This is a genomic window from Sarcina sp. DSM 11001, assembly GCF_900101015.1.
Taxonomy (GTDB): domain Bacteria; phylum Bacillota; class Clostridia; order Lachnospirales; family Lachnospiraceae; genus CAG-791.
This window is the reverse complement of sequence record NZ_FNFZ01000008.1, coordinates 1-25,765: the sequence shown is the minus strand read 5'-3', so window position 1 is coordinate 25,765 and position 25,765 is coordinate 1. Positions and strand designations below refer to the sequence as shown.

At 49.4% G+C, this 25,765-nt stretch carries 10 protein-coding genes; 7 read left to right on the top strand and 3 right to left on the bottom strand.

Annotation, left to right across the window (positions count from 1 at the left end; all coding sequences use genetic code 11):
* Window positions 1–15: 15 nt before the first annotated feature.
* The 4 genes from BLT02_RS05435 (at window position 16) to BLT02_RS05420 (ending at window position 5,513) form a co-directional block, all read left to right on the top strand.
* Entirely contained in the window at window positions 16–792 is a 777-nt protein-coding gene (locus tag BLT02_RS05435) for an HAD-IIB family hydrolase (protein ID WP_092992364.1), read from the top strand.
* Between the two features lie 431 nt (window positions 793–1,223).
* Complete coding sequence (gene pckA / locus BLT02_RS05430; RefSeq protein ID WP_092992362.1) at window positions 1,224–2,837, top strand: phosphoenolpyruvate carboxykinase (ATP); 1,614 nt, start codon at window positions 1,224–1,226, stop codon at window positions 2,835–2,837.
* 330 nt (window positions 2,838–3,167) lie between these two features.
* Entirely contained in the window at window positions 3,168–4,439 is a 1,272-nt protein-coding gene (locus tag BLT02_RS05425) for an MFS transporter (protein WP_139187432.1), read from the top strand.
* 99 nt (window positions 4,440–4,538) lie between these two features.
* Window positions 4,539–5,513 carry a DNA-3-methyladenine glycosylase 2 gene (locus BLT02_RS05420; protein WP_092992358.1) on the top strand — a complete coding sequence of 325 codons (975 nt, stop codon included), beginning with the start codon at window positions 4,539–4,541 and terminating at the stop codon, window positions 5,511–5,513.
* 197 nt (window positions 5,514–5,710) lie between these two features.
* Here BLT02_RS05420 and BLT02_RS05415 read toward each other — a convergent pair whose 3' ends face one another.
* The 3 genes from BLT02_RS05415 to BLT02_RS05405 are packed head-to-tail and all read right to left on the bottom strand — an operon-like array spanning window position 5,711 to window position 10,748.
* A complete protein-coding gene (locus BLT02_RS05415; RefSeq protein WP_092992356.1) occupies window positions 5,711–7,906 on the bottom strand; it encodes a CotH kinase family protein in 2,196 nt (731 codons plus the stop codon).
* A 57-nt stretch (window positions 7,907–7,963) separates the two neighbouring features.
* Window positions 7,964–8,776: a TPM domain-containing protein gene (locus BLT02_RS17095; protein WP_175453704.1), complete on the bottom strand. Its 813-nt coding sequence runs from the start codon at window positions 8,774–8,776 to the stop codon at window positions 7,964–7,966.
* Complete coding sequence (locus BLT02_RS05405; protein WP_092992352.1) at window positions 8,769–10,748, bottom strand: zinc ribbon domain-containing protein; 1,980 nt, start codon at window positions 10,746–10,748, stop codon at window positions 8,769–8,771. The genes BLT02_RS17095 and BLT02_RS05405 overlap by 8 nt, the downstream gene beginning before the upstream one ends.
* Window positions 10,749–11,235: 487 nt before the next feature.
* Between BLT02_RS05405 and BLT02_RS05400 the strand changes: the two genes are divergently transcribed.
* From BLT02_RS05400 to BLT02_RS05385, 3 genes are all read left to right on the top strand, one after another.
* A complete protein-coding gene (locus BLT02_RS05400; RefSeq protein WP_092992350.1) occupies window positions 11,236–11,745 on the top strand; it encodes a DUF6465 family protein in 510 nt (169 codons plus the stop codon).
* Between the two features lie 387 nt (window positions 11,746–12,132).
* Entirely contained in the window at window positions 12,133–13,245 is a 1,113-nt protein-coding gene (locus BLT02_RS05395) for an HAD family hydrolase (protein ID WP_092992348.1), read from the top strand.
* 966 nt (window positions 13,246–14,211) lie between these two features.
* Window positions 14,212–24,855 carry a SpaA isopeptide-forming pilin-related protein gene (locus BLT02_RS05385; protein ID WP_092992344.1) on the top strand — a complete coding sequence of 3,548 codons (10,644 nt, stop codon included), beginning with the start codon at window positions 14,212–14,214 and terminating at the stop codon, window positions 24,853–24,855.
* Window positions 24,856–25,765 lie beyond the last annotated feature (910 nt).

The following is a 25,765-nucleotide window of genomic DNA, read 5'->3' as shown; positions in this document are numbered from 1 at the left end:
GGATAGGAATTGATCATGAAAAAAGTTTTTGCCAGTGATTTTGACGGCACACTTTATTTCTACCTCGCCGAAGATGACAGGAAACTTCCTGCGGAAAATGTGGCCAAGATTCGCAAATATCAGGCTGCGGGCAATCTTTTCGGCCTGTGCACCGGCCGTCAGGTCGGCGGTCTCACTCCCTTCATCACCGGGTTTGTGGAGCCGGATTTCTATATTACCAGCAGCGGCGCCAACATCGTGGACACTCAGTTTAAAGAGATCCGCAAGAGGGGTGTCGATCCCGGAGTCGCTGATGCCATCATCAAAAAATACGGTGTCGATAACTTCCGCTTTACCCTTGATGTTGAGGGCGATATCTGCGTCTTCAATGAAATGGATTATCCCGGAAAATATTACATCATCACAGGTGTAGAGGATGCTCCCCAAGGCCTGATCCACCAGGTCTCCATCCACACAGAGTGCCTGGAAGACGCCGCCCGCATGGCCGCTGAGATCAATGCCGAGTTCGGCGACGCCGTCAACGCCTTCCAGAACGTCATCGAGATCGACATCGCGCCCAAGGGCTGTTCCAAGGGCGAAGGCGTCCGCTTCCTCCGTGAATATATGAAAAAAGAATACGGAGACATCCGTCTCTACGGCATAGGAGACTCCATGAACGATCTGCCCCTGATCGAAGCCTCCGATGTTTCCTATACCTTCCCCTACGCACCGAAGGAACTTCAGGACCGGGTCACCCTGGTCGTCCCGACCATCGTCGAGGCCCTTGACCACTCCATGAAGGAGGTGATCTGAAGCAGGGGGAAACAAAATATGATTTTGAAGTGTACCCCTTGTCAAGGACAACTTTGATTTTTAGGGGTGTCTGATTTTGATATGGTTTAAAATGTGAAAAATGGCTTAAAATTGACTGAAAATTGAGGAAAAGTTGAGTATAGCAGACGGGAGTAGACAAAACAGCAAAAACAGTTCAAAATAAAACTGAATATGCCCGGACAGGTAATTAAGTCGGTTCTATCAGTTGCGTTCAGGCTGTGTTCTGTATATAATGACACAGGAACTAAAGAACCGCTGCTTAATTATTTCCGAAAATCCGCGTGATTTTTCCCGACTACTGTGTGAAAAGTCCCGCTGACGTACAGGTAGTTTTTATAATTTACTTTTTTATAATTAACTTATAATTAACTATAGAAGCCGGAAATAGAATTCCAGAAAGAGGTACTAGAATGGCAAATCTTGATCTGACAAAGTATGGTATCACAGGCGTAACCGAGATCGTCCACAACCCTTCCTATGAGTTTCTTTACAATGAAGAAATGAACAAAGACCTTGAGGGCTTTGACAAAGGTGTCGAGACTGAGCTGGGCGCTGTCAATGTCATGACCGGCATTTACACCGGCCGTTCTCCCAAGGATAAATTTATCGTTATGGATGAAAACTCCAAGGACACCGTCTGGTGGACCAGCGATGAGTATCCGAACGACAACCACCCTGCCTCCCAGGAGACATGGGCAGCCTGCAAAGCGCTCGCTCTGAAGGAACTCTCCAACAAGCGTCTTTTCGTCGTCGATGCATTCTGCGGCGCCAACAAGGATTCCCGCATGGCGATCCGCTTCATCGTCGAAGTCGCATGGCAGGCACACTTTGTCAAGAATATGTTCATCGTTCCCACGGCAGAGGAGCTTGAGAACTTCGAGCCCGATTTCGTCTGCTACAACGCTTCCAAGGCGAAAGTTGAGAACTATAAAGAGCTCGGCCTTCACTCCGAGACCGCAGTCCTCTTCAACATCACCAGCCGTGAGCAGGTCATCCTTAACACCTGGTACGGCGGCGAGATGAAGAAGGGCCTCTTCTCCATGATGAACTACTATCTGCCGCTCAAGGGCATTGCTTCCATGCACTGCTCCGCCAACACCGATAAGGAAGGCAAGAACACCGCTGTCTTCTTCGGCCTGTCCGGCACCGGCAAGACCACCCTTTCCACCGACCCCAAGCGTCTCCTCATCGGCGACGACGAGCACGGCTGGGACGATTCCGGCGTCTTCAACTACGAGGGCGGCTGCTATGCCAAGGTCATCAACCTTGACAAGGAATCCGAGCCCGACATCTACAACGCCATCACCCGCGACGCCCTCCTCGAGAACGTCACCGTGGACGCTGCCGGCAAGATCGATTTCGCGGACAAGAGCGTCACAGAGAACACCCGTGTCTCCTATCCGCTCAGCCACATCGAGAACATCGTCCTGAAGGTCAACCCGATCTCCGCAGGCCCTGCCGCTGAGAACGTGATCTTCCTTTCCGCTGACGCTTTCGGCGTACTGCCTCCGGTCTCTATCCTGACCCCCGAGCAGACCCAGTATTACTTCCTGTCCGGCTTCACAGCAAAGCTCGCAGGCACAGAGCGCGGCATCACAGAGCCCACCCCTACCTTCTCCGCATGCTTCGGCCAGGCATTCCTGGAGCTCCATCCCACCAAGTACGGTGAGGAGCTTGTCAAGCGTATGCAGAAGAGCGGCGCCAAGGCTTACCTCGTGAACACCGGCTGGAACGGCACCGGCAAGCGCATCTCCATCAAGGATACCCGCGGCATCATCGACGCGATCCTTAACGGCGATGTCCTCAAGGCACCCACCAAGAACATCCCGATCTTCAACTTCGAAGTTCCCACTGAGCTGCCCGGCGTTGATCCCGCGATCCTCGATCCCCGCGACACTTATGCCACCCCCGCGGAATGGGAAGTGAAGGCAAAAGACCTGGCAGACCGCTTCATCAAGAACTTTGTCAAGTACACCGGCAACGATGCAGGCAAGGCTCTCGTTTCTGCCGGTCCCCAGCTGTAAGAGATTATTGCCTCTGATAACCCGGTATTGCCATTAACGGGGCAATGAACAAACTATAAAATACAGGAGAAGCCGTCACACTGATCTGTGGCGGCTTCTTTTTACAGGATTTACAGGAAAATTTACAGGATAATCAGTGAAAAGACGCGGGTCAGCCCTTCTTCTGACCTTTGACATTGCTGGACATTTGTCCCGATTTTTACAATCTTTGTCCCGAAACGGGTTTTTTTGTGCTGGTCGGAAGAGTACCATACTCAACGTTGACAAAAAAGAGAAGAGATCAGACAAAGAAGAACAAAGAAGAAAAGAAGGTTGGACAAAGAAGAAGCTATGAAAAAAACAAATCGTATTATTTTTCTGCCTGTTGGATTTGTGATCATGTTCCTGGCTGGCACGATCTACGCATGGAGCATTATTTCAGAGTCAATTTCCGCGACATTCCCGTCCTGGAACGCACAGACCCTGTCAATGACTTTTACTGTCACGATGATGGTTTACGCGCTGGGAGGTCTGGTCAGCGGTTTCCTCATCAAAAAGACCGGACCGCGTCCGATCATGCTCGCGGCTGCCATTCTCTATCCGTGCGGCATGGTCATTGCCACCCTGGCACAGACCCCTCTGCAGCTCTACATCGGTTATGGCGCTATGTGTGGACTGGCGACCGGACTGTGTTATAATTCTGTTGTCAGCACAGTTTCCGCCTGGTTCCCGGACCGGCAGGGGATGGTTTCAGGGCTTCTGCTGGCAGCCTATGGACTCAGCAGTTTTATCACCGGCAAACTGTTTGCGGCATTTGCCCCTGCAGACGGGGGACGCGCCTGGGGAACTGGACTCCGCATCCTTGCCCTGCTCTTTCTGGCCGCGGTTCTGACGGGCGCAGCTCTTTTCCGTTTTCCTGAACAGAACGAAATTGAGACGGGCGCAGCCCCCAAAAAACACCACAGAGAACCTGCATGCGATATCCCCCCCTCACAGATGCTGCGCACAGGCTCCTTCTGGCTGTATTACATCTGGGTCTCGCTCCTGACCGGTGCCGGCCTCATTCTGATCGGGCAGGCAAGCGGCATCGCCGAGGAAGTGGGCAGAAACCTGTCCGAGAATACGATCGCAACAGTAGTGGGAATGATCTCGATCATGAACGCGATCGGCCGCATCTGCAACGGGACAGTCTTTGACCGCTTCGGCTACCAGGGCACCATGCATATGGTACTGGGCACCTTCGGATTATCTTCTTTGCTGATGCTGTATGCCTTCCATACCGGATTCTTCCCGCTGATCGTCATCGGATTCGCGGTGGGAGGATTTGCCTACGGGGCTTTCTGTTCTACCAGCCCTGCCCTTATGGCGGACTTTTACGGAAGGACATGGTATTCGATCAACTTTTCCATCATCCCTACAAATACCCTGTTTACATCTTTCGCGACCGTCATCGCAGGAAGACTCTATGATCGGACGAACTCCTTCTACAGCTCCCTCATACTCCTTTTCGGATTTGTGGCTGCCTCCGTCCTGATCTCTATCCTGATCAAAAGACCCGGAGAAAAGAAGACTGTTGTGGGACACAGACACAGAACCGGAAGACACAGAGTGCAGGTTGCCTGATGTGATCCTTCGGTGTCCCTTTAAGACGTAGAAAAAGTGTATACTACCCCGATAACGTCACGGATGGGAGCGGCGCCCCTTTAAGACGGAGAAAAACGCATGGCTGCTCTGCTTATAAAGACAGACGACGATTTCAATCTGGACAGAATTGCCGACAGCGGCCAATGCTTCCGCTGGACAAAGCAGGAAGCGCACGTACTTCCCGCATGCGGAACCGATTTGGCATCTGCCGCCTGTCCTGCATCTGTCAGCCAGTCATTTCCCGCACGCGGAACCGACTTGGCATATGCTGCCTGCCCTGCTTCTGTCAGCCAGTCATTTCCCGCATGCGGAACCGACAGCTGTACGTATCGCATTATTGCAGGGAAATCCTGCCTGTACATTACTGATTTGGGAAACGGTTTTTTTGAACTCGATTGCTCAGAGAACGAATACAGCCGCTTCTGGCAGGACTATTTTGACCTCAAAGAAGACTATCGGAGCATTCGCAGGAGGATCGACCCTGTTCAGGACCCCTTTCTGTGGGAGGCGGCAGAGCACGAAAAAGGGATCCGGATCCTGCGGCAGGATCCATGGGAGATGCTGATCACCTTCATAATTTCCCAGAACAGGAACATCCCGGCGATCCGCCGCTCAGTGGAACTGCTGTCGGAGACCTGCGGTGAGAAAAAAACAGATTCAAGAGGACTGGAATACTATGCATTCCCCGAACCCGCGGCGCTGGCAGCCCTCACGGAGAAGGAACTTTCGGACTGCAGGCTGGGATACCGCTGCAAATACGTCCACGCCGCTGCCAGAGCGGTTGAGGACGGGAAAATTGATTTAAATAGTCTGCGGGAAGCAGATGATGCAGCAGCCACGGATGCTCTGACAGGCCTGTTCGGTGTCGGTATAAAGGTGGCAAGCTGCGTATCTCTTTTCGGGCTTCATCATATAGATTCCTTCCCGATCGACGTCTGGATGAAGAGGATCCTGGCAGAGCAGTATCCGGAAGGTTATCCCTTTGACCGATATTCACCCTATAACGGGATTTACCAGCAGTACATGTTCGCCTTCTACAGGCATTTTTACTGACAATAATGTCAATCTCTTTTAAGAAAATCTTTTAAAAAGGGACAGGGGACAGCCCTGTGTTTTCTCCGGGGAGGAGACACAGGTCTGTCCCCTGTCTCTTTCGCTTTGTTTTTTGCGGTATGGATGCCCCGTGCTTATGGAACCGAAGTATTGCTTTTGTTTTTTCGCGGCATGGGTCAATCCCGATGAAGCGGGAATCAATGGGTCAGCTCATAGTGCCGGTCCAGAAAAGCAAATCTCTGACGGATCCATTCTTTCATATTTTCGACAGCATCTGCGGGATCCTGATCCTGGGGCCAGCGCTGCATCTCGCGGGAGAGTGCACCACTGGCGCGGAGTTCCTCCAGTGCAGTGTCGGCAAGTCCGCAGAGATATTCCGGAGTTATGCCGTTTTCCCGCCAGAGAGTCCAGAGTTCCAGTGTCCTTTGCTTTACACTGCTGTCCGCAGCCCGGAAGGTGCTGTAATCATAGGTGCAGTCATAGCCGGTGTCAAAACTGGCGACTCTGTCCAGGCTGAATTCGGTCTGTCTCATCTCAACGGGTTTTACTGAATGATCGCCAAAGGTGTAATTCAGATCCCATGTGTCGCGGTACAGGACATAGCGCAGGCCGGCTGTAACTGAATCGCCGTTTTGGTCTGTTTCATCAGTCACCTTTTTTGCAATCAGGATAGAGTTTTTCCAGGTGTTGTCCGGCGCCTGAATCAGGCTGCAGAAAAGGCTGAGCTGGATGACGCTGTCGCGGTCATAGCCGATTCCTGCTTCCTCCAGGGTGGAAAGGTCACGGGTCTTGAAGCAAAATTGTTGAAAGGCCTCCATCGGCCCCCAGTCCGCAGCTTCTGTCCATTCCCTGGGATAGGTCATCCGGACGGCTGCACCGCCGCGTCCGTTCTCTACTTCCATCTCTCCTTCCCTTTGACTGTACAGGGAGAGATAGTCAAATTCCCAGGGCCACTGGCGGATCTTGTAGAGGAGATCACCATCGGAAAGACCGACCTGTTTGCCGTCCAGCGGTTCAGTCAGTCCGTAGATTCCATGGTAAGATCCGTTGAACAGGAGTTCCACGTACTGCAGGCGGGAGGAGGGCACATAGGTTTCTGTCACGGCAGAGGTTTTTTCCCAGAGCTGGTAGGCGGTTTTCTCGCGCACCCTCGACATGTCCGAGTACATGGGGTTCAGGATCCAGTCATCATCCTTTCGCATCCCGAGGATGCTCTCTTTCAGCTGTTCTCCGTTTTTGTTTTTCAGGGATACCTTCCAGGGCTTCTTATCCATGGAAGCGGCAAAATTTCCGCGCACATGGAAGCTACATGGACAGGATAGTGTTGTTCCGGATGCAGCACTTCCTGTACCTGTACGCTCGATTGTCTCCATAATATCCGCGATATTTTCAAGAATGCTTTCAAGACCTCCTGCGGCTCCGGACGCGGCCTTCTCTATACCTGCATCTGCTTTTTCTGTATTTTCTTCATCTGTTTCCACTGCACTTGTATCTGTCTTCTCTGCACCAGCGTCGGCCTGTTCTGCATCTGAGCCGGCACCTGCTTTCTCATCACCTGTACCTGCATGGATTTTGGAAACATCAAATGTCTGTAGTGGAAATACCGCGATCTGGCCGGAATGGTCTTCCTGGTCGACGATATCTTCCCCGTCTGTCTGGTCGATCATAAGGAAGGGCAGTCCTGACACCATCACAGAAAATGCCACAGTGCCATCCGCTTTCTGCAGGAGGGCTTCAAAGAGGTGCCCTTCTTCCATGGCTCCGGCGAGATCTTCTGTCATTGGATCTTCGCGATACCAGATTTTTTCTGCCCCGGAAACCGGAGTAAGACCGGCCAGAAGGCTTCCCCAGACAGCCTTGCTCTGCTTCGGCGACATCCCTCCGCCTTCAGCTTCTGCGCCCACTATTTTGCAGGGCAGATATACAATACCTGTTGAGAAGTCCGCCGCTGCTGCATCGCCGAACCAGGAGAGATCATCGGAGGACAGACTCTTTCCGCTCGCATCCAACTTTATTTTATCAAATTCATCTCCGGGCATAATGCTGTTCAGAACCTGTCCTGCAGCGGACCCGGGCGAAATATTTTCCGGAATCACGGTCACCGGAGAATAATTCTGGAAATCGGGGAATCTGTCACCAAACGTATCTGTCGCGGCCTCATCAGGTAGGTAAGTATCAGGTGTATGAGCATCCGCTGCACGAACATTCGCCGTCTGCTCATCCGCTGCACGGGCATCGGTCGCATGAGCGTTGGCTGTGTCAGCATCCGCCGTCTGTTCATCCGCTGCTATCCCTTCAAAAGTCTCCTGTAGTGTTTCCCGGACACCGGGATATATGCAGATCAGCATTCCCGTCATCAGAATACAGATGATGATCGCTATTTTCCTTGCCATCTTTTTCGCTGCCCCCCGTACATGTGCGTTGTTTTCATTAATGATTGAGATGGTACATTAGAAGGAGTGGCCGCCACCGCCGCCACCTCCTCCGCCACCTCCACCGCCGCCACCGCCGCCGCTGGATTTGGAGGGGGGATCATAGACACGTGTCGTGTGGGTGTAAACGGCGCTTGCATTGTCGAACTGGAACTTTTTGAGGTAGACTTCGGTCAGTCTGCTGCGGGAGGGGGCGTGTCTTCTGGATAAGAAGAACACGTAGTAAAAATTAACCAGGAGGGACACTGCGAGGGCCAGGAGGGCGTTGCTGGCGTATTTCATCGGCATCGCGATGCGTCCGCCCTCCAGCAGGGTGCAGATCTGGGAAAAGGCGTTGGAGGCGCATCCGTAATAGTCGCCCCGGGAGGCATATTTATAGACATTGTCCGTGATCGTATTGGCATAGGATTTGGTGATGGTGCGGTAGATGGCACCGTTGCTCTGGATCCAGATATTGCGGTTTTCCATGTCGATCATGAAAATAGTACCGCTGTCAGAGCCGAATAAATCCCGGTACAGGCCTTTTGCATAGGAGGAAGTGCTTCCGGACGCGTAGCAGCTGATAAAGGCAGCGTTTCCATAGGCTGTGACCGGCTCCATTTCAGAAGCCAGTCGGGATTCCTCCTCGTCTGTTAACAGGTCCGCCCTGTCGTCCACGATGACCTGCCAGCCGGTTTCAGAGTTTTTGTAAACGGAGGCTTCTGCCGTTATCTGCAGGAAGGGAATTACAGCAAAAAACAGGGTCAGGACCAGAGCTGCTGTGAGGAGAGACTTCGCTTCAGCTCTGTTTTCCTGCTGTGAACGGCACAGGATACTATATTTTTTATCCACGTACATCACCCCCTTTCCGGTCAAAGAAGGACGGCAGCGGTCTTGTTGCCATGAGGTTGTAGCGGCGGACGACCGCAATCAGTGTGAAGCCGGTGAGGAGGATCGAAGCTATTCCCGCACCGTAATAGTAGAGGTCGGAGACCGGGTGAAAAATGGTGACCAGTTCAACGACGGCGAGCGCAAGGATGGCACCGCCGATGCCCGGAAAAACGCCGGCTTTCGCTGCACCGTGCTCCCGGTGCAGCTGTATGCTCTGGATAGTCAGCCAGATTCCCAGCAGGACAGGAACAATAGTCAGGGCGAGGCGGACGACATCTGTAAAGGAATCAATAGATCCGAATATGAAGTAGGAAAAGTAACAGATGGCCAGTATGGCGAACGTCAGGGAACTTTTCCCGCCCTTTTTCTTCTTTTCCTTCTTGACATTCTTCTTAACAGAGCCTTTTGCAGAACTCTTTGTGGTTTTCTTTGTTGATTTCCCGGCAGGGTTATTTTCAGAATCGTTTTCAGGATTCTTTACAGAATTCTTTGTGGTTTTGTCTTCCGGGCCGGCTTCTTGAATCGTTTCCTGAGCTGTATCCTGAGCTGTATCCTGAGCTGACTCCTGAGCAGTTTTCTGAACCGAATCCAGGACAGATTCCTGTGTTGTCTCCTGGGCTGAATCCTGAACTGAATCCTGAACGGATTCCTGTGTTGTCTCCCGGGCTGTTTCCTGAACCGAATCCTGGACAGGTTCCTGCGTTGCCTCCTGGGCAGTTTTAAAAACCGAATCCTGATCTGTCTCCTGACCTGTTTCCTGAACAGTTACCTGTGCTGTCTCCTGTACACTGGCCTCGGGAGCAATGCGGACGACAGTCTGGTATCCCTTGTCTCCTTCATGCGCTTCCAGGGCAATCTGCGCGCGGATCTCCGAAAGGAAAGCGAATCCGGCCGCGGCGGCGGGAATCATGGTGAGCAGGAGGGCGGTGGGGGCGGTCACGGTGAGTACCGCATTAAACAGGAAAAAGAGCGGGACTGCGAAAATAAGAGAACCCGCGAGGTATTTTCCTTCTACGATAGGCAGGTCAGAGGAGATTTTTCCTGTCTGCCCGTTCATGACAGCGTAGGCGACGCGGTCTTTGTGCCGGTAGGTCAGGAACCAGACGGGAAACATTGCGCAGGCGGGTTTGGAACTGCTGTACCGCAGGACACGCTCCGGGTCCGCGGGAGTCACGGCCCCTCTGCCTGGAAAGATCTGGGACTTTGCCCGGTCAACGACGTCTTCAGCAATGAGAGAAAGCGCATCACCTTTATAAGTGTTCGCCGGTACATCCGCCGTATCCGCATAAAAACCGCAGAGGAAGGATGGCGTAAAGTCCTTTGCCCCGTTTGCGTCAAAGGGGGCGATGGACTCACTCAGGCTGTCATCCAGAGAGGAAGACGCATCGAAGGAGACACCATTATAGGAGGTGTCCATATCGCAGTTAAGGGAATAATGCTTTGTGACAATATAATCCCCATGCCTCGCGGAAGTTGAGCCGCGCATACCTTTGATCTGGTTGATCTTGAAATCGTACATCCAGTAGGGAATATAGATCCCGCGGAAGTTTTCCAGATATTCCGAACTCTTGAGTTCCTTCGGCGCATACAGAGACCGCCGCATCATGGAGGCAAAAGATTTTTTGCAGTCCTCCTTGGTCTTCTGGAAAGGGATGATCCGGGCCGGCCTCTTCTCATTCCGGATCCGGCTGTCCAGGATCGTCGAGGCCCCGCAGTAGGTGCAGAACCCCGTCGCGGACACATTAGTGGTCATGATCTCCCCGCCGCACTGCGGACAGGTATAAACCGTTGTCTCAAACACCTGACTCTCGACGGCATCTTTCTTTTTTTCATAGGAATAAGGATCCAGATCGGTGCCGCAATAATCGCAGTGGAGCTTCTGGAGAGAAATATCGAAGCGCAGGTTTCCCCCGCAGTTTGGACAATCGTACATAAAAGGCTCCTTATGTCTTTGCTGTCTTTGTTTTACCTTTCTGATTTACTGTACCACAGAAAGAGGGGAGATTGTACTGTCGTATTTTTATGTTTACGCAATGTTCATTTTTTGCCGGGGTGCATAGGTGGTATTTACTGGAACGAAGAGGTGATGTGGTGATGTTTTCCGCGGAGGCGGCTGGTGGCCTTTTCTGTGACGCAGCCGGTGTTTTTTCCCGGGAGGGAGTCGGTGATGATTTCCGTGGACGCAGCCGGTAAAGCTTTCCGTGGGGGCAGCCGGTGATGTCAGCTGATGTCTGTGCTCTTTACTTGACAGAAAAGTGTTCAATATATACAGTTAGTACATTCAAAACTTTTTAAATAGAATTATAACCCCCCGTGGACAATCCTGATCCTCCTGCTACAGACTATGATACCTGAAAAAAGCAGGCGGCTGTCCGGAAATTCAAGGGGTTACTCAATTTCTGACAAAGGAGGCACAGATAATGGCAAAAAAGACAAGAGAAGAACTTGCGGAGATTGAATACAGAGCTCTGGAAGAAGCAATGAGGGAGATGCAGGCTCTTCAGGAGGCCGAAGAGCCTTCCGGGATTCCCGGGGCTGAAGCTGCTACTGCAGAACCCACACTTGAAAAACCGAAGCGCACGCGCAAACCCCGCGCTAAAAAGGAGGCCGCTTCTGAGGGTGAGGCTGTTGCAGAGAAGCCGAAGCGCACGCGCAAATCTCTTGCGAAAAAAGAGACCGCTTCTGAGGGTGAGGCTGCTGCAGAGAAGCCGAAGCGCACCAGGAAGCCCGGGAAGAAAGCAGTCGTTCCGAACTTCGTGATTCAGAATAAAGCCGATAATGGGATCACATATGATGCTGTTGTCCAGAAGGTTCAGGATGCTGTCGCAGTTCAGGAAATCACATCTCTCGAAATCTATGTCAAGGCGGAAGAAGGCAGGGCCTATTATGTCGTGAACGGCGAAGCGGCAGGTGCAGTGGAGCTTTTCTGAAGAAGATATTATAGTTCAGACCGTCCCCTTCCTTTCTTCAGGTAGGTCTGTACTCCTGTAACCTGAAGATTTTTACGCTGAAGATTTTTGAGCTGAAGATTTTTACGCTGAAGATTTGTTATAATTTTGCGCTGAAGGCCTTTATAATTTTTATGATAATGTATGGAATTTTTAATGCGTTGTGTTTAAAATATGTCCGAAAGAACGCAGCAGGGAGGCTTCACGCCTCCCTGTTTACACATAATGGCTTTACGGTCATTAATATGGTCTTTAAGGGGCAGTTTTTTATTGGGAATTACCGTAAACCGCTTTAGCCGGCATTTCGGATAGATCGTTATAACTGGCACATATCAGTTATCGAATTGGCGCACTCTCCGGGAGGTGGAGATGATTAAAGCTGTTATTTTTGATTTGGATAACACGCTGTACAATTTTGACGCAGCGAATGAGTTCGGGATCCGGGCGCTTGCAGCTTATACGGAGCCGGTTTTCGGATGGGACTATCCAAGGATGAAGGATTTGTACGAGGAGTCCAGGGAGAAACTCACAGAGCGAATGGGAGATGTGGGTTCTGCCCATAATCGCCTGCTCCGCTTTCAGAACCTTCTGGAGGAGAAGAAGCTGCCGCTCCATCCCCATGCCCTGGAGATGGCAAAGGCCTACTGGCGCGGAGTGCTTGACAATATGGCACTGTCTCCCGGAGCCCGGGAAATAATGGAGGAGCTTCGGAGGATGGGCGTTCGGATCGGGCTGGGGACTGACATGACTGTCTATATGCAGTATGAAAAGCTGATCAGGCTGGGACTCATGGAATACATGGATTTCATTGTATCCAGCGAGGAAGCCGGCACTGACAAACCCGGAAACGCCTTCTTCATGCTTTGTGCACGGAAGGCCGGCTGCCTGCCCGGAGAGTGCCTTTTTATCGGCGACAATATCGTCCGCGATTACGGCGGCGCAGCAGCGGCCGGCATGCAGGCGCGCTGGTTTATCCCGCCTTGGAAACAAAAGAATCACTTACGTCATTCTGAAACTGCTTTTGCCGATAAGCCCAGCCTGGCACAGCCTGGTATGGCACAAACCAGTACTGCACAAATTAGTACTTCACAAATCGGTACTGCAAAGTCCGGTACAGTGCATCCCGGCATAGCACAGCCTGGTATGGCTCAGATCAGTACGGCACAGCCCGGCACATTGCATCCCGACCGGGCAAAAACCAGCACTGAACGAGTCGACATTGAACAGCCTGGTACAGTACATCCCGGCATAGCACAGCATGGAACAGATAGCGAGATGAACGGTAAAGGAAAGCCGGCGTCCGGATTCCTCACAGCAGCAGACGGTCTTTTCCCAAAAGAAGCTTCCAAAGACCTTGAGCCCGCTTTTGCCAGGGCGCTGCAGGACCCCGAAGCTCTGGAGAGCCGCGCCGTTCTGGACGCAGTTCCACGAATCTTTGCACTCAGCGAGATCCCCGAAATCGTTCGGCGACAGCGCAGCTGATTCGCATTTCGTCTGTATTTCTGTTGCATTCCTTCTGCATTTCTACTGTCTGCCAGACTTGTATCTTTGCCGTCTGCCAGGCTTGTATCTTTGCAGTCTGCCAGGCTTGTACCTTTGCAGTCTGCCAGGCTTGTATCTTTGCCGTCTGCCAGGCTTGTATCTTTGCAGTCTGCCAGGCTTGTATCTTTGCAGTCTGCCAGGCTTGTATCTCTGCAGTCTGCCAGGCTTGTATTTCTGCCGTCCTCCAGACAGAATCCACGGGTGATCTTTGTTGATTTTTACAGGCAGGGGGCTATCACATTAAGCAAGCAGTGGTTCACTTAAAATTAGGGAAAATCCGGCTTCGGCCGGTTTTTTTTTCTTCAAATTAGAGGCAGACTTCCAAGTGGGAGACCTTGTGTTTCCGGAGTCGGAATATCGCTTTGCTGTCTCGCAGGAATAGGTGACCTTGTGCTTGCGGAGCCGGAATATCGCTTTACTATTTCCCGTCATAGGTGACCTTGTCCTTTCTGAGCCGGAATATCGCTTTATCTTTCCCCTGTCATAGGTGACCTTAGCCTTTCGGAGCCGGAATATCACAACCCTGAAAGTATGTTTTAACATCATATTTTAGACACAAAAAATTTACATTTTAACACCCGAAAATGCACACTGATAGCCGATGTTTTGACGGAGTATTAGATAGTGTCTTTGCTAAAATTAGTATGATAGTATACCTATATTTATTTGTATAAATTGAAGCTATTTTAGTATAAATCCAGGATAAACTTCAGCCTTGTAACAGAAACCTGATGCGCAAAACAAAGAAAACAAAGATGGTAACAGACACAGTAACAGACAGATTTAATCAGGTACGTTAAAACGGATTGAACATTTGGAGAGATATAAACATATTGACATATCGATGGGAAAACCTTGTGCAATGATTTCGGAATAACTGTAAAAGTACAGGGAAAGAGTGTGTTTATGAAAACGTTAATCAATCGTGTTTATGAAAAGCTTCGCAGCCGTCAGAATCGCAGGCTTCTTACACGTTTTGTCTCGATTACCGCGGCTGTCGTCGTATTTATCACTACATATGCGCTTGTGCTCCCCGCTATTACAATGGAGGAGGAGGCTTTATGCGGAATTCCTGCGCATCAGCATGATGATTCTTGTTATGAAAGGATGCTTGTGTGCGGCTTGGAGGAGTCCGAAGACCACGAACATACAGAGGACTGCTATGAAGAGGTTCTGATATGTGGGCTTGAGGCGCATACGCATTCTGCTGCTTGTTATGAAGGCGTGGAAGAAACGGCAGATTTTGAAGAAACTGAGGTGACAGAAGGCCTGAACTCGGCAGCAGCAGAAACTTCAGACCTGTCCTACGGGGAAGATCTGTCTTATGGGGAAGATTCGTCTTATGGAGATGATCTGCCCTACGGGGAAGATTCATCTTATGAGAAAGATCTGCCCTTCGAAGAAAACACGTTTGACGGGGATAGTCTGCCTGATGGGGAAACAACGTCTGCAGGGGACAGTCTGTCTCTTGAAGAAAACGCGTCAGAAGATGGCAGCCTGCCTGCCGAAGAAAGCGATTTAGTAGAGGACAACCTGTCTGACGAGGCTGGCGCATCCTTTGAAGATGGCTTGTCAGATATGTCGGATTTGTCTGACATGTCAATGGAGGGAAATCTGTCGGTTGAGGGCAGTCTGTCGGTTGAGGATAGTCTGCCAACAGAGGATGATCTGTCGTTTGAAGATGGAGCGTCTGATTTCGATACTATGTCCGTCGAGGGAAACATTAGCCAGGAAATGGCTGATTTGGAACTCACTGATGGTGAGCAGACAGATGATCAGGATTCCGGAAGCCAGGAAGCTGACCAGGCAGATAATGGATATTCGGACGATGAGTATACAGACAGCCATGAAGGCAGCGATGATGACAGCCTGCAGGAAGATTTTGAAGAAGAATTGCAGGACAACGGGGATGCTTCTGCTTCCGGGGACGAGCTGAATGAAGGCACAGGGGATTCAGCAGAATCACAGGATCCGGCGGACTCAATAGACCCGGCGGAAGCGGATTCAGAAGCAGATGAAAAATCATCGGAAGACCCGGATGAAGCCGTCGACGCAGATTCTGAGAACGGCAATGCCGATAATGCAGAAGGAACAGATGCAGTTGATCCGGATGCAGCCAACGCACAGTCAACGGACGCAGATGCGGGCGATGCAGCTCCAACGGATACAGCTGCAAACACAGACAAAAACACAACAGATGCAGGTAAAGAAACAGGAACTGTTACAAATACAGAGACGAGTACCGATGCCGCAGCCGGAACAGGCTCCTCGGGGGCAGCTGCAGCAGTTCCGGAAAACAGCGCTATCGCACAGACCGGAGGAATCAACCAGGCAGAGAACACTTATACCCCTGTTCTGGATACGATTGATTTCAACAGGGCTCTGACTAACAGTACCGGGATTTACTATCATAAAGCATCTGACGGAGAAGCGGTGGAAGACAGTCTGGCAGTTACCGACTGGAAGAAAATGGATGATGCCGCAAAAGATGACAAAGATGGAACTGACAGTCTTCTTGCTCCCGGTGATCTCATCCGTATTTATCTGGCATACACGATTCCGGCGGGTAATCTCAATGCGACGAATCCGGTGGCCAGATACCGCCTGCCTTCAAACCTGCACCTCACCGACCGGCAGGTCGAGGCGATCAATCAGACTGAGAACGGGATCTCAAAGAGCTATGTGAATCTCAACACTCTTGAAATAACTGACCAGGAAAAGCATGAAGCCTATCTGGGGCTGGAGGCTGTGGAAGGTAGCAGAAATCCTTCTGATGACAGGGAAAAGTACCTGGCAGAGCATCCGGAACAAGACGGCACAGAATGCGTCAGCGCAACCGTCAAGGTTGAGAATGTCTTTGATTTGGACGAATCCGGCCGTGGATCCGGAGAGCTGATCGGACAGGACCTGATCATCACCTTCTCTCCTTATACGATCGAGAAAAACCGGCACGGCTACGATGCCGGCGGACAGCCGACCAAGGCCGGGGAGACAGTCAGCGGCTGGCTGACCCTGGATTTCAATATGCAGCAGGTGGACTGGATCACGACGGATACGGACACCGATGTAAGGATGGAAGATGCAGGAGCCACCGATGGCGAGAACGCAGAGCAGGCAGATGCGGGAGCCACCGATGGCGAGAACGCAGAGCAGGCAGATGCGGAAGCTGCCGATGGTGAGAATGCAGACCAGGCAGATGCGGAAGCCAACGATGGAGAGACCTCAGACCAGGCAGATTCGGCAGACAAAGCTGAGACAGCTGATACAAAAGAAGATGATGCTGAGACCGATGAAAAGAAAGAGGTCTCTGAAGACAAAAACCTCGCCGGACAGCAGCTTGTGAAAAAAATCATTACAACAACTGTCAAAAAGAAAGCGAAAATCGTTTTTGCAGAGAAAGTAAAGGAGGATAAAAAACTCGGTATTAAGGGCACTGACGAAATCAGTACAACACTGAAGATGGAGGAAGTGCGTGTCGAAGAAATAGAAGCATCTGAGGAATATGAATCTCAAGAGGACAATTCAGAAAAGGCTGAAGAGGAGGATCGGCAGTCTTCTGTTCGTATGCCCGCAGTTACCTTTGACCAGAGTATTTTCGTCCATGGCGGAAAACTGGGATCTGACACAGATACGATGGAGTCCGCTGCGGAGACAACGACCATAAAAGTTCATGTCGAAGCGGATGAAGACACCTTCCCGGAGGGTACTACCATGGTCCTCGCCAATGTGACCGGAGATGACCTGGACAGCGTCGCAGAGGCTGTGGAAAATGCAGTGACTTCCAACGACTCCGTCAGCAATAAGACCCGCGGCTTCCATGCCGTGGACATTTCCTTCCGTGACGCAAACGGTAAAGAGATTGAACCGCGAAAACAGATCCGGGTCAGCATGACATCAGACGCTATAAAAGCCGCAGTCGAAGACCAGACCACGGCTCCTGTTGTCGTGCATGTGGAAGAGGAACCGACTGTAATGGAAACTATAGAGGAATCCTCCACTGACATCGGAAAAGATGCAAATAAAGAGGAAGATGCGGAAAAGGATATAAACGGGGAAAAAGAAACTGAGAAGGAAAATGAAAACGAAACTGCCAAAGACACAGAAAAAGAAACTGGAAATGAACCGGCAGATACTCTGACTTTTGATGCTGATTCCTTCTCCATTTACGCCATTGTTTATACCGTGGACTTTCACTGGGAAGTGGATGGAAAAGTATACGAATTTTCACTCCCCGGGGGAGGATTTGTCAGCTTTATTGATCTCGTGGAAGTGCTGGGTGTAATTAGTGATACAAACTCAGATAAAAATGATGCTGAAATAGAAGACGATGAAGCACAGGATGCTAAGGGCATGCTTGATGTTGAGGCAAACGATGCGGCGAAGAAATTTGTTACGGATATTGCTTCTGTGGAATTCAGCAGCCCTGAGTTGATTGATGTAAGCAAAGTTGGGAAAGAAACCACAGTTGGTCAGATTAAGGAGAGTCGTGAGCTGGAGTGTCAGTACAGCGCGGAGCTGACAGAAGAGCAAATTGCGGAGATTAATGCGCAGACAGTGGAAGCCGGTGACTGGGCTTTAATTAGCATGCTCCCGTTCACTAGCGAAGAGAGTCTGACTGTGACGATGAAGGATGGAGAAGTATTTAACATCCGGGTGACAGATTATCAAATTAGTACAAATGTTCTGACTGCAGATGGAAAGACATATAAAATTACGCTGACATTCGACGATGATGCTGAGATTCCAGCGGGAACGAAACTTGTAGTGACGGAAATCGAGAAAGGAACAGACGAATACCGGGAGCTTATTGGCCGAACCTGGATAGAGGTAAATAAAGATTATTTCGAACAGGAAGAACAACGTGATCAGGATGAGGATTATATTCCTGAAGATGTCCCGATGGTGAATATTGACCAGGCTCGTTTCTTCGACATCACTCTAATGCATGGGGAAAATAAGATTGAACCGAAAACATCCGTACAGGTGGATATCAGTTACGAAGAAGGCTTAGGTGTTGACGAAATTGAAGAGTATCTTACTGGTGTTTCTCATTTTAAGAATGATGAAGAGGTTGAACTGATTGAAGAAATTGAGACAAAGACAGACGAAGAAGGTCGTTTGATAGAATATCGTTATGATCAGGACAGCTTCTCTGTAATAGGAACATATGTCGGTCATAAGACGGAAGATGTTGAAGGAGCACTTCATGTTCCCAAACTTAGGCTGTCGTCTTTAGGTACGCCTGCACCTTTAGAAAAACCTGACCCTAAGAAGAGTCTTGTTCCGAACGAGAAAAATGGAAAAGAAGATGGTACGTATACACTGTCTTTGAGCGTGACTGGTGACAGTAAAGAATATACCGTTACAGAGACAAAAAAATCTAATGTACTGTTTGTTATGGACCGCTCGAGCAGTATGGTGACTAATACTGTCAGAGAAGCTTATATTGAATATTCTGGAACCGATTATGAGAATGGGCCAACATTGTACGGCAATGTTAATGGTTCTTATGTCTGGATTACTTATCATGACGGTGTATGGCGTTATTCACGAATGGGGATTCCGTACGAGTATAATCCCGCAAATGGAATCTATTATCGAATTACAAATGGTACGAGGCTAGACGCAGAGCAGGCAGCCCTTGATGGTGTAATTACCAACCTCATGAGAAAGAATGATGCCAGCGGAGAGAATAGTGATAATGTCGAGATAGCTGTTATCAGCTTTGCCACCTTTAAAGGGAAGGATCAGGAAAAGAACTATCTTGGTGGAAATTGGAATAGCCATACTGAGGTAGACTGGCAAACGGGAACTGATAAGACTAATTTGATGAACGGTATCAACGATGATTCAAGTGTCGCCAGGGGAACTAACTGGGAAGAAGCATTAAAATATGCATATGATGTAATTGACAAAAAAAAGAATGGAGTGAATGGAGTAGGCGGGGATGGTGACGAAGAAGATTATTACGTCGTTTTTTTGACCGACGGCGGTCCGACTGCAACCACATGGTCGATTACTGAAGAAGACGGTGCTTATTATGGAACAAGTGGTCATAATGCGACGCAGAAAGATAATCGAAATCGTCCCCGAAATTCCTGTGAACCGGCTTATGAGGATTCTACAGATGAAGCCAGAAAAATAGTACAAAATGGTTATAAGCTGTACAATATCTTCACATATGGTACTAACGACGACTATAAATATCTGGTTCGTTTAACGAATTACGCATATGGTGAATCTGAATATGAATATGATAACGTTCATGACAATCAGGAACCAACAGACTATTTTCCGGATTCTCCAGCAGCTCAGAAATATTTCACCAACGCCACAGACACCGAAAAACTTGTTCAGGCATTCCAGAATATTTTTTCTGAAATATCTGTGACCCAGTCTCACGCCCAGGTCAAGATTACAGACGGTCTCCGGCAGGATGCCATGACGTTCAATATTACGGATGGCAAGCCTACCAGTGCCCTTTATAAAGTCACAAAGAAAGGAAGCACGACGCCTCTATACACCGTCACAGCTTCTATGCCTGGGGATGGCGGCGATCCTGATGTGACCTTCACGATCAACAATGTAACTTATCCGAATGGTGATGTTCAGGTGGTCAGGCACGAAAAAACGTCAGATCCGAACGATCCGGTAGCATCTGACCCGAAGAATTCCTATGATGATGGTGTGTATTACTCCGTCACACTGACCGGGGACGACGGAACAGAGACGGTGTATAAGATGGCTCTGGCGGATGTCAATAACAATGGTAAGCTTATCTGGGATCTGTCACCCATTGGGATGCTCATGGACGACTACACCTATGAGGCGGATTTTGTTGTCTGGCCCAATCAGGATGCGTATGACTATGTATCGGCGCTGAACAATGGGCTTACAGTGCTTCCTGATTTCAATAACGTACCGGAGGGTGCCGATAGTACCTGGAATGAGGAGAACGCTACACCGGTAACGGATACAGAAGGTAATGTGTTGTATTATACTGGCGGGTCTACAGAGTATCCGGAACTGGCATATTATCCCGGAGAAGATGAGCAGCCAGGGACATATGCTGTCCTGATTCCTATCAGCTGGGACCAGGACGGCACAGAAGCTGTTAAAGATGAGAACGGCAACGTGTTGTATTATCGGGCAAAACCGGTGACGGATGAAGACGGCAATATAACAGGTTATACGGGCGGCTGTTCCGAATATCCAAGTATTTCATATTATCCCGGAGTCGGTGACGATTTCGATAAAGGTATATACAATGGCAGATTTGCTGTTCTGACAAATGATGGGCAGCAACTTGATTATTCGATCCTCACAACAGAGGACGGAGAAGTGGTCAGTGTTGTACCACAGGAGCCGATCCCCATGGATTTCCCGGATCCAATGAAGCTGGAGGATACCAAGTCAAGGCTGGAGAAGCAGTGGAACGTGGAAAGAGATGCCAGCATCCTGGCACAGTATCTGTATAATCCTGATGGTACTTCAAAACAATTCAAGGTTACGTTCGATATCTATCAGGGAGATAACACAGTTCCTTATAGAACGGTCAATATTGGATGGGAAAACGAATATAATGATCAGGGCGAGGTTGTGGGAGGCCATTATGTCTGGGCACCTGGCAGCCCAATGAAGACAGTAAGATATGGTAAAGTAACGCATCAGATTGGCACTCGCTGGGCGGCGGACTTCTCCATTTCTGCGGGCCTCATGCTCAGCTATGCTCAGATGATAGCCCATAATATGGATCCGGATGATTATGATTATCCCTCTGTCACTCATGAGGGTACGACATATTACATTTTGGAACCTGGGCACGATTATACGATCAAAGAGCGTGGAGAAAATATTGGCTATGAGTTTGACTTTGACGCGCCGGTATATCATCCCATGCTGGTTGACGGTGTGATTCGAAATGTAGAATTTAATCAGGACGGGTCAATTAAGAGTATGACAGCTGCAGGGACGAGTCTCTCAGCACTTCAAATTGAGAACACCTTACGCGGTTATATCAAGTTGGACAAAGTTGTGGTTGACCAGAACCAGAACAACATTCCTTATGATGATACGAAATTTGAATATGAGATTACGCTGGTCAGCCCAACGGATCCAGGGCCTTTTGAAGGAGATCATATTCCCTGGTATGGTATAAGCATACCCTCATATATTAAGGGACTTTTCTATAACGATGGAAACGAAAACTATTATCAGATAGATATCGTTCATGATGAAGATACGGATGAAAATGTGTGGATGCTGTGGGATGAAAGCGGCAAAAGCTATAAAGTTATCAGCAGCACGTGGGAAGAAGACGATGGAACCGGCAATATGGTTGAGGTTGTTCACGAAGGTGAGTGTGACCCAAACCGGGTTGGGGCACAGACTATTACCTACCTTATCAGTGATGAAGGAGAGGAGCCCGAGACTGGCACGGTTGTGCTCTATGGCAATCAGATGACACCGGCAGTAGATCACGGTGAGGATGGAGAGGGCAATCCAATTGAAACAACGTCCACGACAACGGTTTCTGCGGTTTTATCGATCACCCAGACTGAGACTCTCTACATTGCGAATGTACCGGTGGGAACAACTTATACGATCGAAGAGCTTCTTGATCGTGAGGATCCCGATGATCACAGATATGACGATTATGATCTGATAAGTATTCTGAAGCAGATCAAAGTAGAGACAGAAAATGAAGATGGCACTGTCAGCACTACAGTTGAATCCAGCCAGACCATTACTTCCATAAGTAATAATACTATTACCGGAGAAATTGTCGGGAACCGGGATAACCACCTTACTTTTAAGAACAAGATTGATACAGGCTCCCTGAAGATCACAAAGAATGTAACCGTAGATGGTGCTTCTGCAGTAGAAACCGACTGGGCAGACTATGCAGATGGCGTATACTTCTTTACCATTACAGATGCAGAGGGAAAACCTGCAAAGGGTAAGGTAAACGGAACTCTGATCGAAGATGGCAAGGTAAGCATTACAATAACAAACGGGGTTGAAAATACCGTCACTGTGACAGATATGCTTCCGGGTGTGTATACAGTTACCGAGATAGATCCAATTAACGGAACAAAGCTGGTCAGCGTATCCAAAATCCCTGAGGATGATCCGGATAACGTAGATGATCCGGGTAATGGGGATGACCCGAATAACGGAGATGATCCTGGCAATGGGGATGATCCGAATAACGGAGATGATCCGGGCAATGGGGATGACCCGAATAACGGAGATGACCCGGGTAATGAGGATGACCCGGATGATGGAACAGCATCAGATGTTATCAATTACACAACGTTAAAGGTATTGCCCGGCGTGAATGGAGATGATTCGCCTGAAGCAATCTTCACCAACAACATCAATACCACCGCCGTTGAAGTGGAGAAGGTATGGACAGATGATCAGCCAAATGGTGCTAACCATTCTGAGACTATCAAATACTCGATCCACAGAAAACGCTACCAGTGGGTTGATGATGATGAGAATCCAGGGCAAAAGAAATGGGAATATATTGATTCACAAGATGTGACTAAGATCCTCGTTTCAGCGATGGACGGATATACAGGGGAGCTTAGTTATGCCGTGAACCAATGGAAAGAAACTGTCTATAAGCTTCCGAAGACCGGTGCCTCGTGGGATCAGCAGATTGGGGAGAATGGGGAGTATGTATACTATAAATACGAGTACTTCATTACAGAGGATACTCCTCTCACTGAGTACAAATCTATGATCTCAGGTGGTGAGATAATAGAAAAGGATGATCCACAGCAAGAAGGAGATAGTAGCCAGCAAGAGGGGGATGATGATCTACAGGGAGATGATCCACAGCCGGGAGATGATACCCAGCAGGAAGATGGAGAAATGCAGCCTGGCGACTACTCTTTCACCATCACAAATGAGCCTCTGGGTCCGACGGATCAAGTGACACACTTCGATGTCAAGAAACAATGGAAATATGCAAACGGCGAGCCGGATTTGAATCTTGACAACCACAAGAACGAAGAAGTTGTTTTCACTGTTACACAACGGAAATACAAAGCACAGGCGACAGATGTGAATGGACATACGGCTAAGCTTTATCCGATAACGGTCGTTCTGAAGGATGAGAAGGGTGTTCCTGGTTCAGGACATGTTAAGAACAAATTATCTACTGTAGTTTATGTCCCGGCAGGAGCCGAATTCAATATTACTCCAATTGAGGCAAACCCGACCGGAGTTACTAATCAGTATGATCATTTTGTAGAGGGCTATGGGTTTAGTGCGGATTCTGCCAGCATAGACCACCGTTCCGGTGTAACATACACGATTCCTGCGATCAATTCTGCCACAGAGATTACCCTTGATCTGCATGCCGGTAATGACCAGTGGTATGAAGATTTTGCTGAGAATGAGAGAGACTACCACAAGTGGAAAGTCACCATGTATAGTCCTCAGGGGATCATATGGGACATTAGTGAGCTGTTGGAAAAAGTACTCGACAACCAGAAAGATGTCACGGATCTTATGGTCCTTGAAGAAACGCACGAATACACTATGAAGCTCACAACAACAGACGCCAATGGATTGCCCACGATTATTGCAAATGATGACGCGGGTATACAAGGAGGGGCGCAAGCAGCAGGCTCCCAGGAAAATATTTGGGAAGGCAGCTTCACAAACCTCATGCTATTCGAGTACCATGAAGGCGAAACTATGTCTTATGTTTACGAGTATGAGGTCAAGGAAACAGGAATTCGCCCTGCTGCAGGTTCTACTGCGGATTCAGTGAATACAACCAATCCGCCGCCGATCGATTTGAATCCCGATCCGCCTACATACTGGAATGGGCAGACTTCGGAATATCTCGTGAAGTGGGAAAAGAGTGTAGAAACCGATGAAGAAACCGAAGAAAAAACCGACTTGTGGACACTTACCAACCAGAAAAAGCCACCGATTGAGGTTACCCTTTACAAGGTGGACAAGGATAATATCCCAGATCGTTCTACTTTGCTGAAAGGAGCCGAGTTCCAGCTGGTGAAGAAAAAACTGGTGAAGATGAGCGGAGATGAGGGCGTTTCTCGTTGGGAATGGGTCAAGGACACGAGCTGGCGTCCAAACGGACAGTCCGCAGAAGTGCCTGCCGGGGAGTCTGTAGTGGTTAAGGACAATCCTCAGAATCCTGGGATCTTCTCCTTCATCAATCTGGATGCCGGGTATTATGAGATTGTAGAGATGAAATGTCCCGACGGCTACATCCAGGTAACCGAGAACCCGATTTTCCAGGTGAAGTATAATAATGAAAACATTGCACCGACAGTCTTACTCGTATATAGAAGTGACGACAATGATGGTCATAAAGCGGGTGATCCTATTAACGGTAATGCGACAGACATGGTGAGTATTGCTAATTATGATATTGTCGTTGGCAACGAACCCGGCGCAGCCCTCCCGAACTCCGGCGGTTCTGGGACAAGGCTCTTCACCATCCTTGGATCTATCCTGATTGCAGGAGCAGGATGGCTGCTTTGGAGGAGACGGAGACTAATTTGACAATTTGACGATAATGAAATAATTCCAAGAAGAATCGGCTCTGCAGGTACAGAACCTTGCAGAGCTGATTTAATAGCATGATAACTTCAAAAGACTTGCGGGGACGGACCTTTTGTATCCGTCCCCTTGTTCATGCCAGTAGAAAAACAGGGGGACAGACACAAAAGGACCGTCTCAATGACATTCCTGGTTACCAATTAAAAGTAGTTAATGATGCCGGAGTGAAACTGCCGGGCACCGGCGGCCCCGGCACACGGTTCTTCACGATCCTCGACAGCATCCTACTCATTGGAACGGGAGTATTGCTGTGGAGAAGATGGAGAATGATTCGATGAAACTGATATAACGTCAAGAAAAATCGGCCCTGCAGGGATTAGACACTGCAGGGCTGATTTAATGTCACTATGATTTCTATAAGGCAGTGTGGCCAAGGAACGGGACTATTCTCTGGTCCATACGCCGAGGTATGTATGCCGGAAAACGGACCATGGAACCGTCTCTTGGGCTTCCTCTCTGGTCCTCCGGGGCATGAAGCCATTCCCTAATCACCCCACATTAGGGTTCACATCTAAGTCCGTTGGTTTCTGGTCACACCCAATGTCAATCAGTTGAGTTATCCCTCGGATGACGCATATGCACTATAATCGGGCGAAAAAGGACGTATAGGCAGGTCCGATAAAGGCTTGCATATAAGCAAGAGGGACAAGCGGGGATCCAGGATCTTTTTTGGGCATGGCAAACAGACAGAGATATCTCTCTGCCTGTTTGCCGGGAGAACCCGTTACGATGAGCCGTGAGCCGAAAGGACGGGTCCGGCCGTGCGCGGACACCGCAAGCGGAGACCGCGCACGGGATCAGTCCGGGCCGGCGTCAGTGCCTGTACAGGAATGTCAGCGGTTTCTGGAACTGC

What these genes read in the sequence shown, in the direction of transcription:
- BLT02_RS05435 (WP_092992364.1), top strand. Translation starts at nt 16, where the DNA reads ATGAAAAAAGTTTTTGCCAGTGATTTTGACGGCACACTTTATTTCTAC.
- BLT02_RS05415 (WP_092992356.1), bottom strand. Translation starts at nt 7,906, where the DNA reads ATGGCAAGGAAAATAGCGATCATCATCTGTATTCTGATGACGGGAATG.
- BLT02_RS05405 (WP_092992352.1), bottom strand. Translation starts at nt 10,748, where the DNA reads ATGTACGATTGTCCAAACTGCGGGGGAAACCTGCGCTTCGATATTTCT.
- pckA (WP_092992362.1), top strand. Translation starts at nt 1,224, where the DNA reads ATGGCAAATCTTGATCTGACAAAGTATGGTATCACAGGCGTAACCGAG.
- BLT02_RS05425 (WP_139187432.1), top strand. Translation starts at nt 3,168, where the DNA reads ATGAAAAAAACAAATCGTATTATTTTTCTGCCTGTTGGATTTGTGATC.
- BLT02_RS05420 (WP_092992358.1), top strand. Translation starts at nt 4,539, where the DNA reads ATGGCTGCTCTGCTTATAAAGACAGACGACGATTTCAATCTGGACAGA.
- BLT02_RS05385 (WP_092992344.1), top strand. Translation starts at nt 14,212, where the DNA reads ATGAAAACGTTAATCAATCGTGTTTATGAAAAGCTTCGCAGCCGTCAG.
- BLT02_RS05400 (WP_092992350.1), top strand. Translation starts at nt 11,236, where the DNA reads ATGGCAAAAAAGACAAGAGAAGAACTTGCGGAGATTGAATACAGAGCT.
- BLT02_RS05395 (WP_092992348.1), top strand. Translation starts at nt 12,133, where the DNA reads ATGATTAAAGCTGTTATTTTTGATTTGGATAACACGCTGTACAATTTT.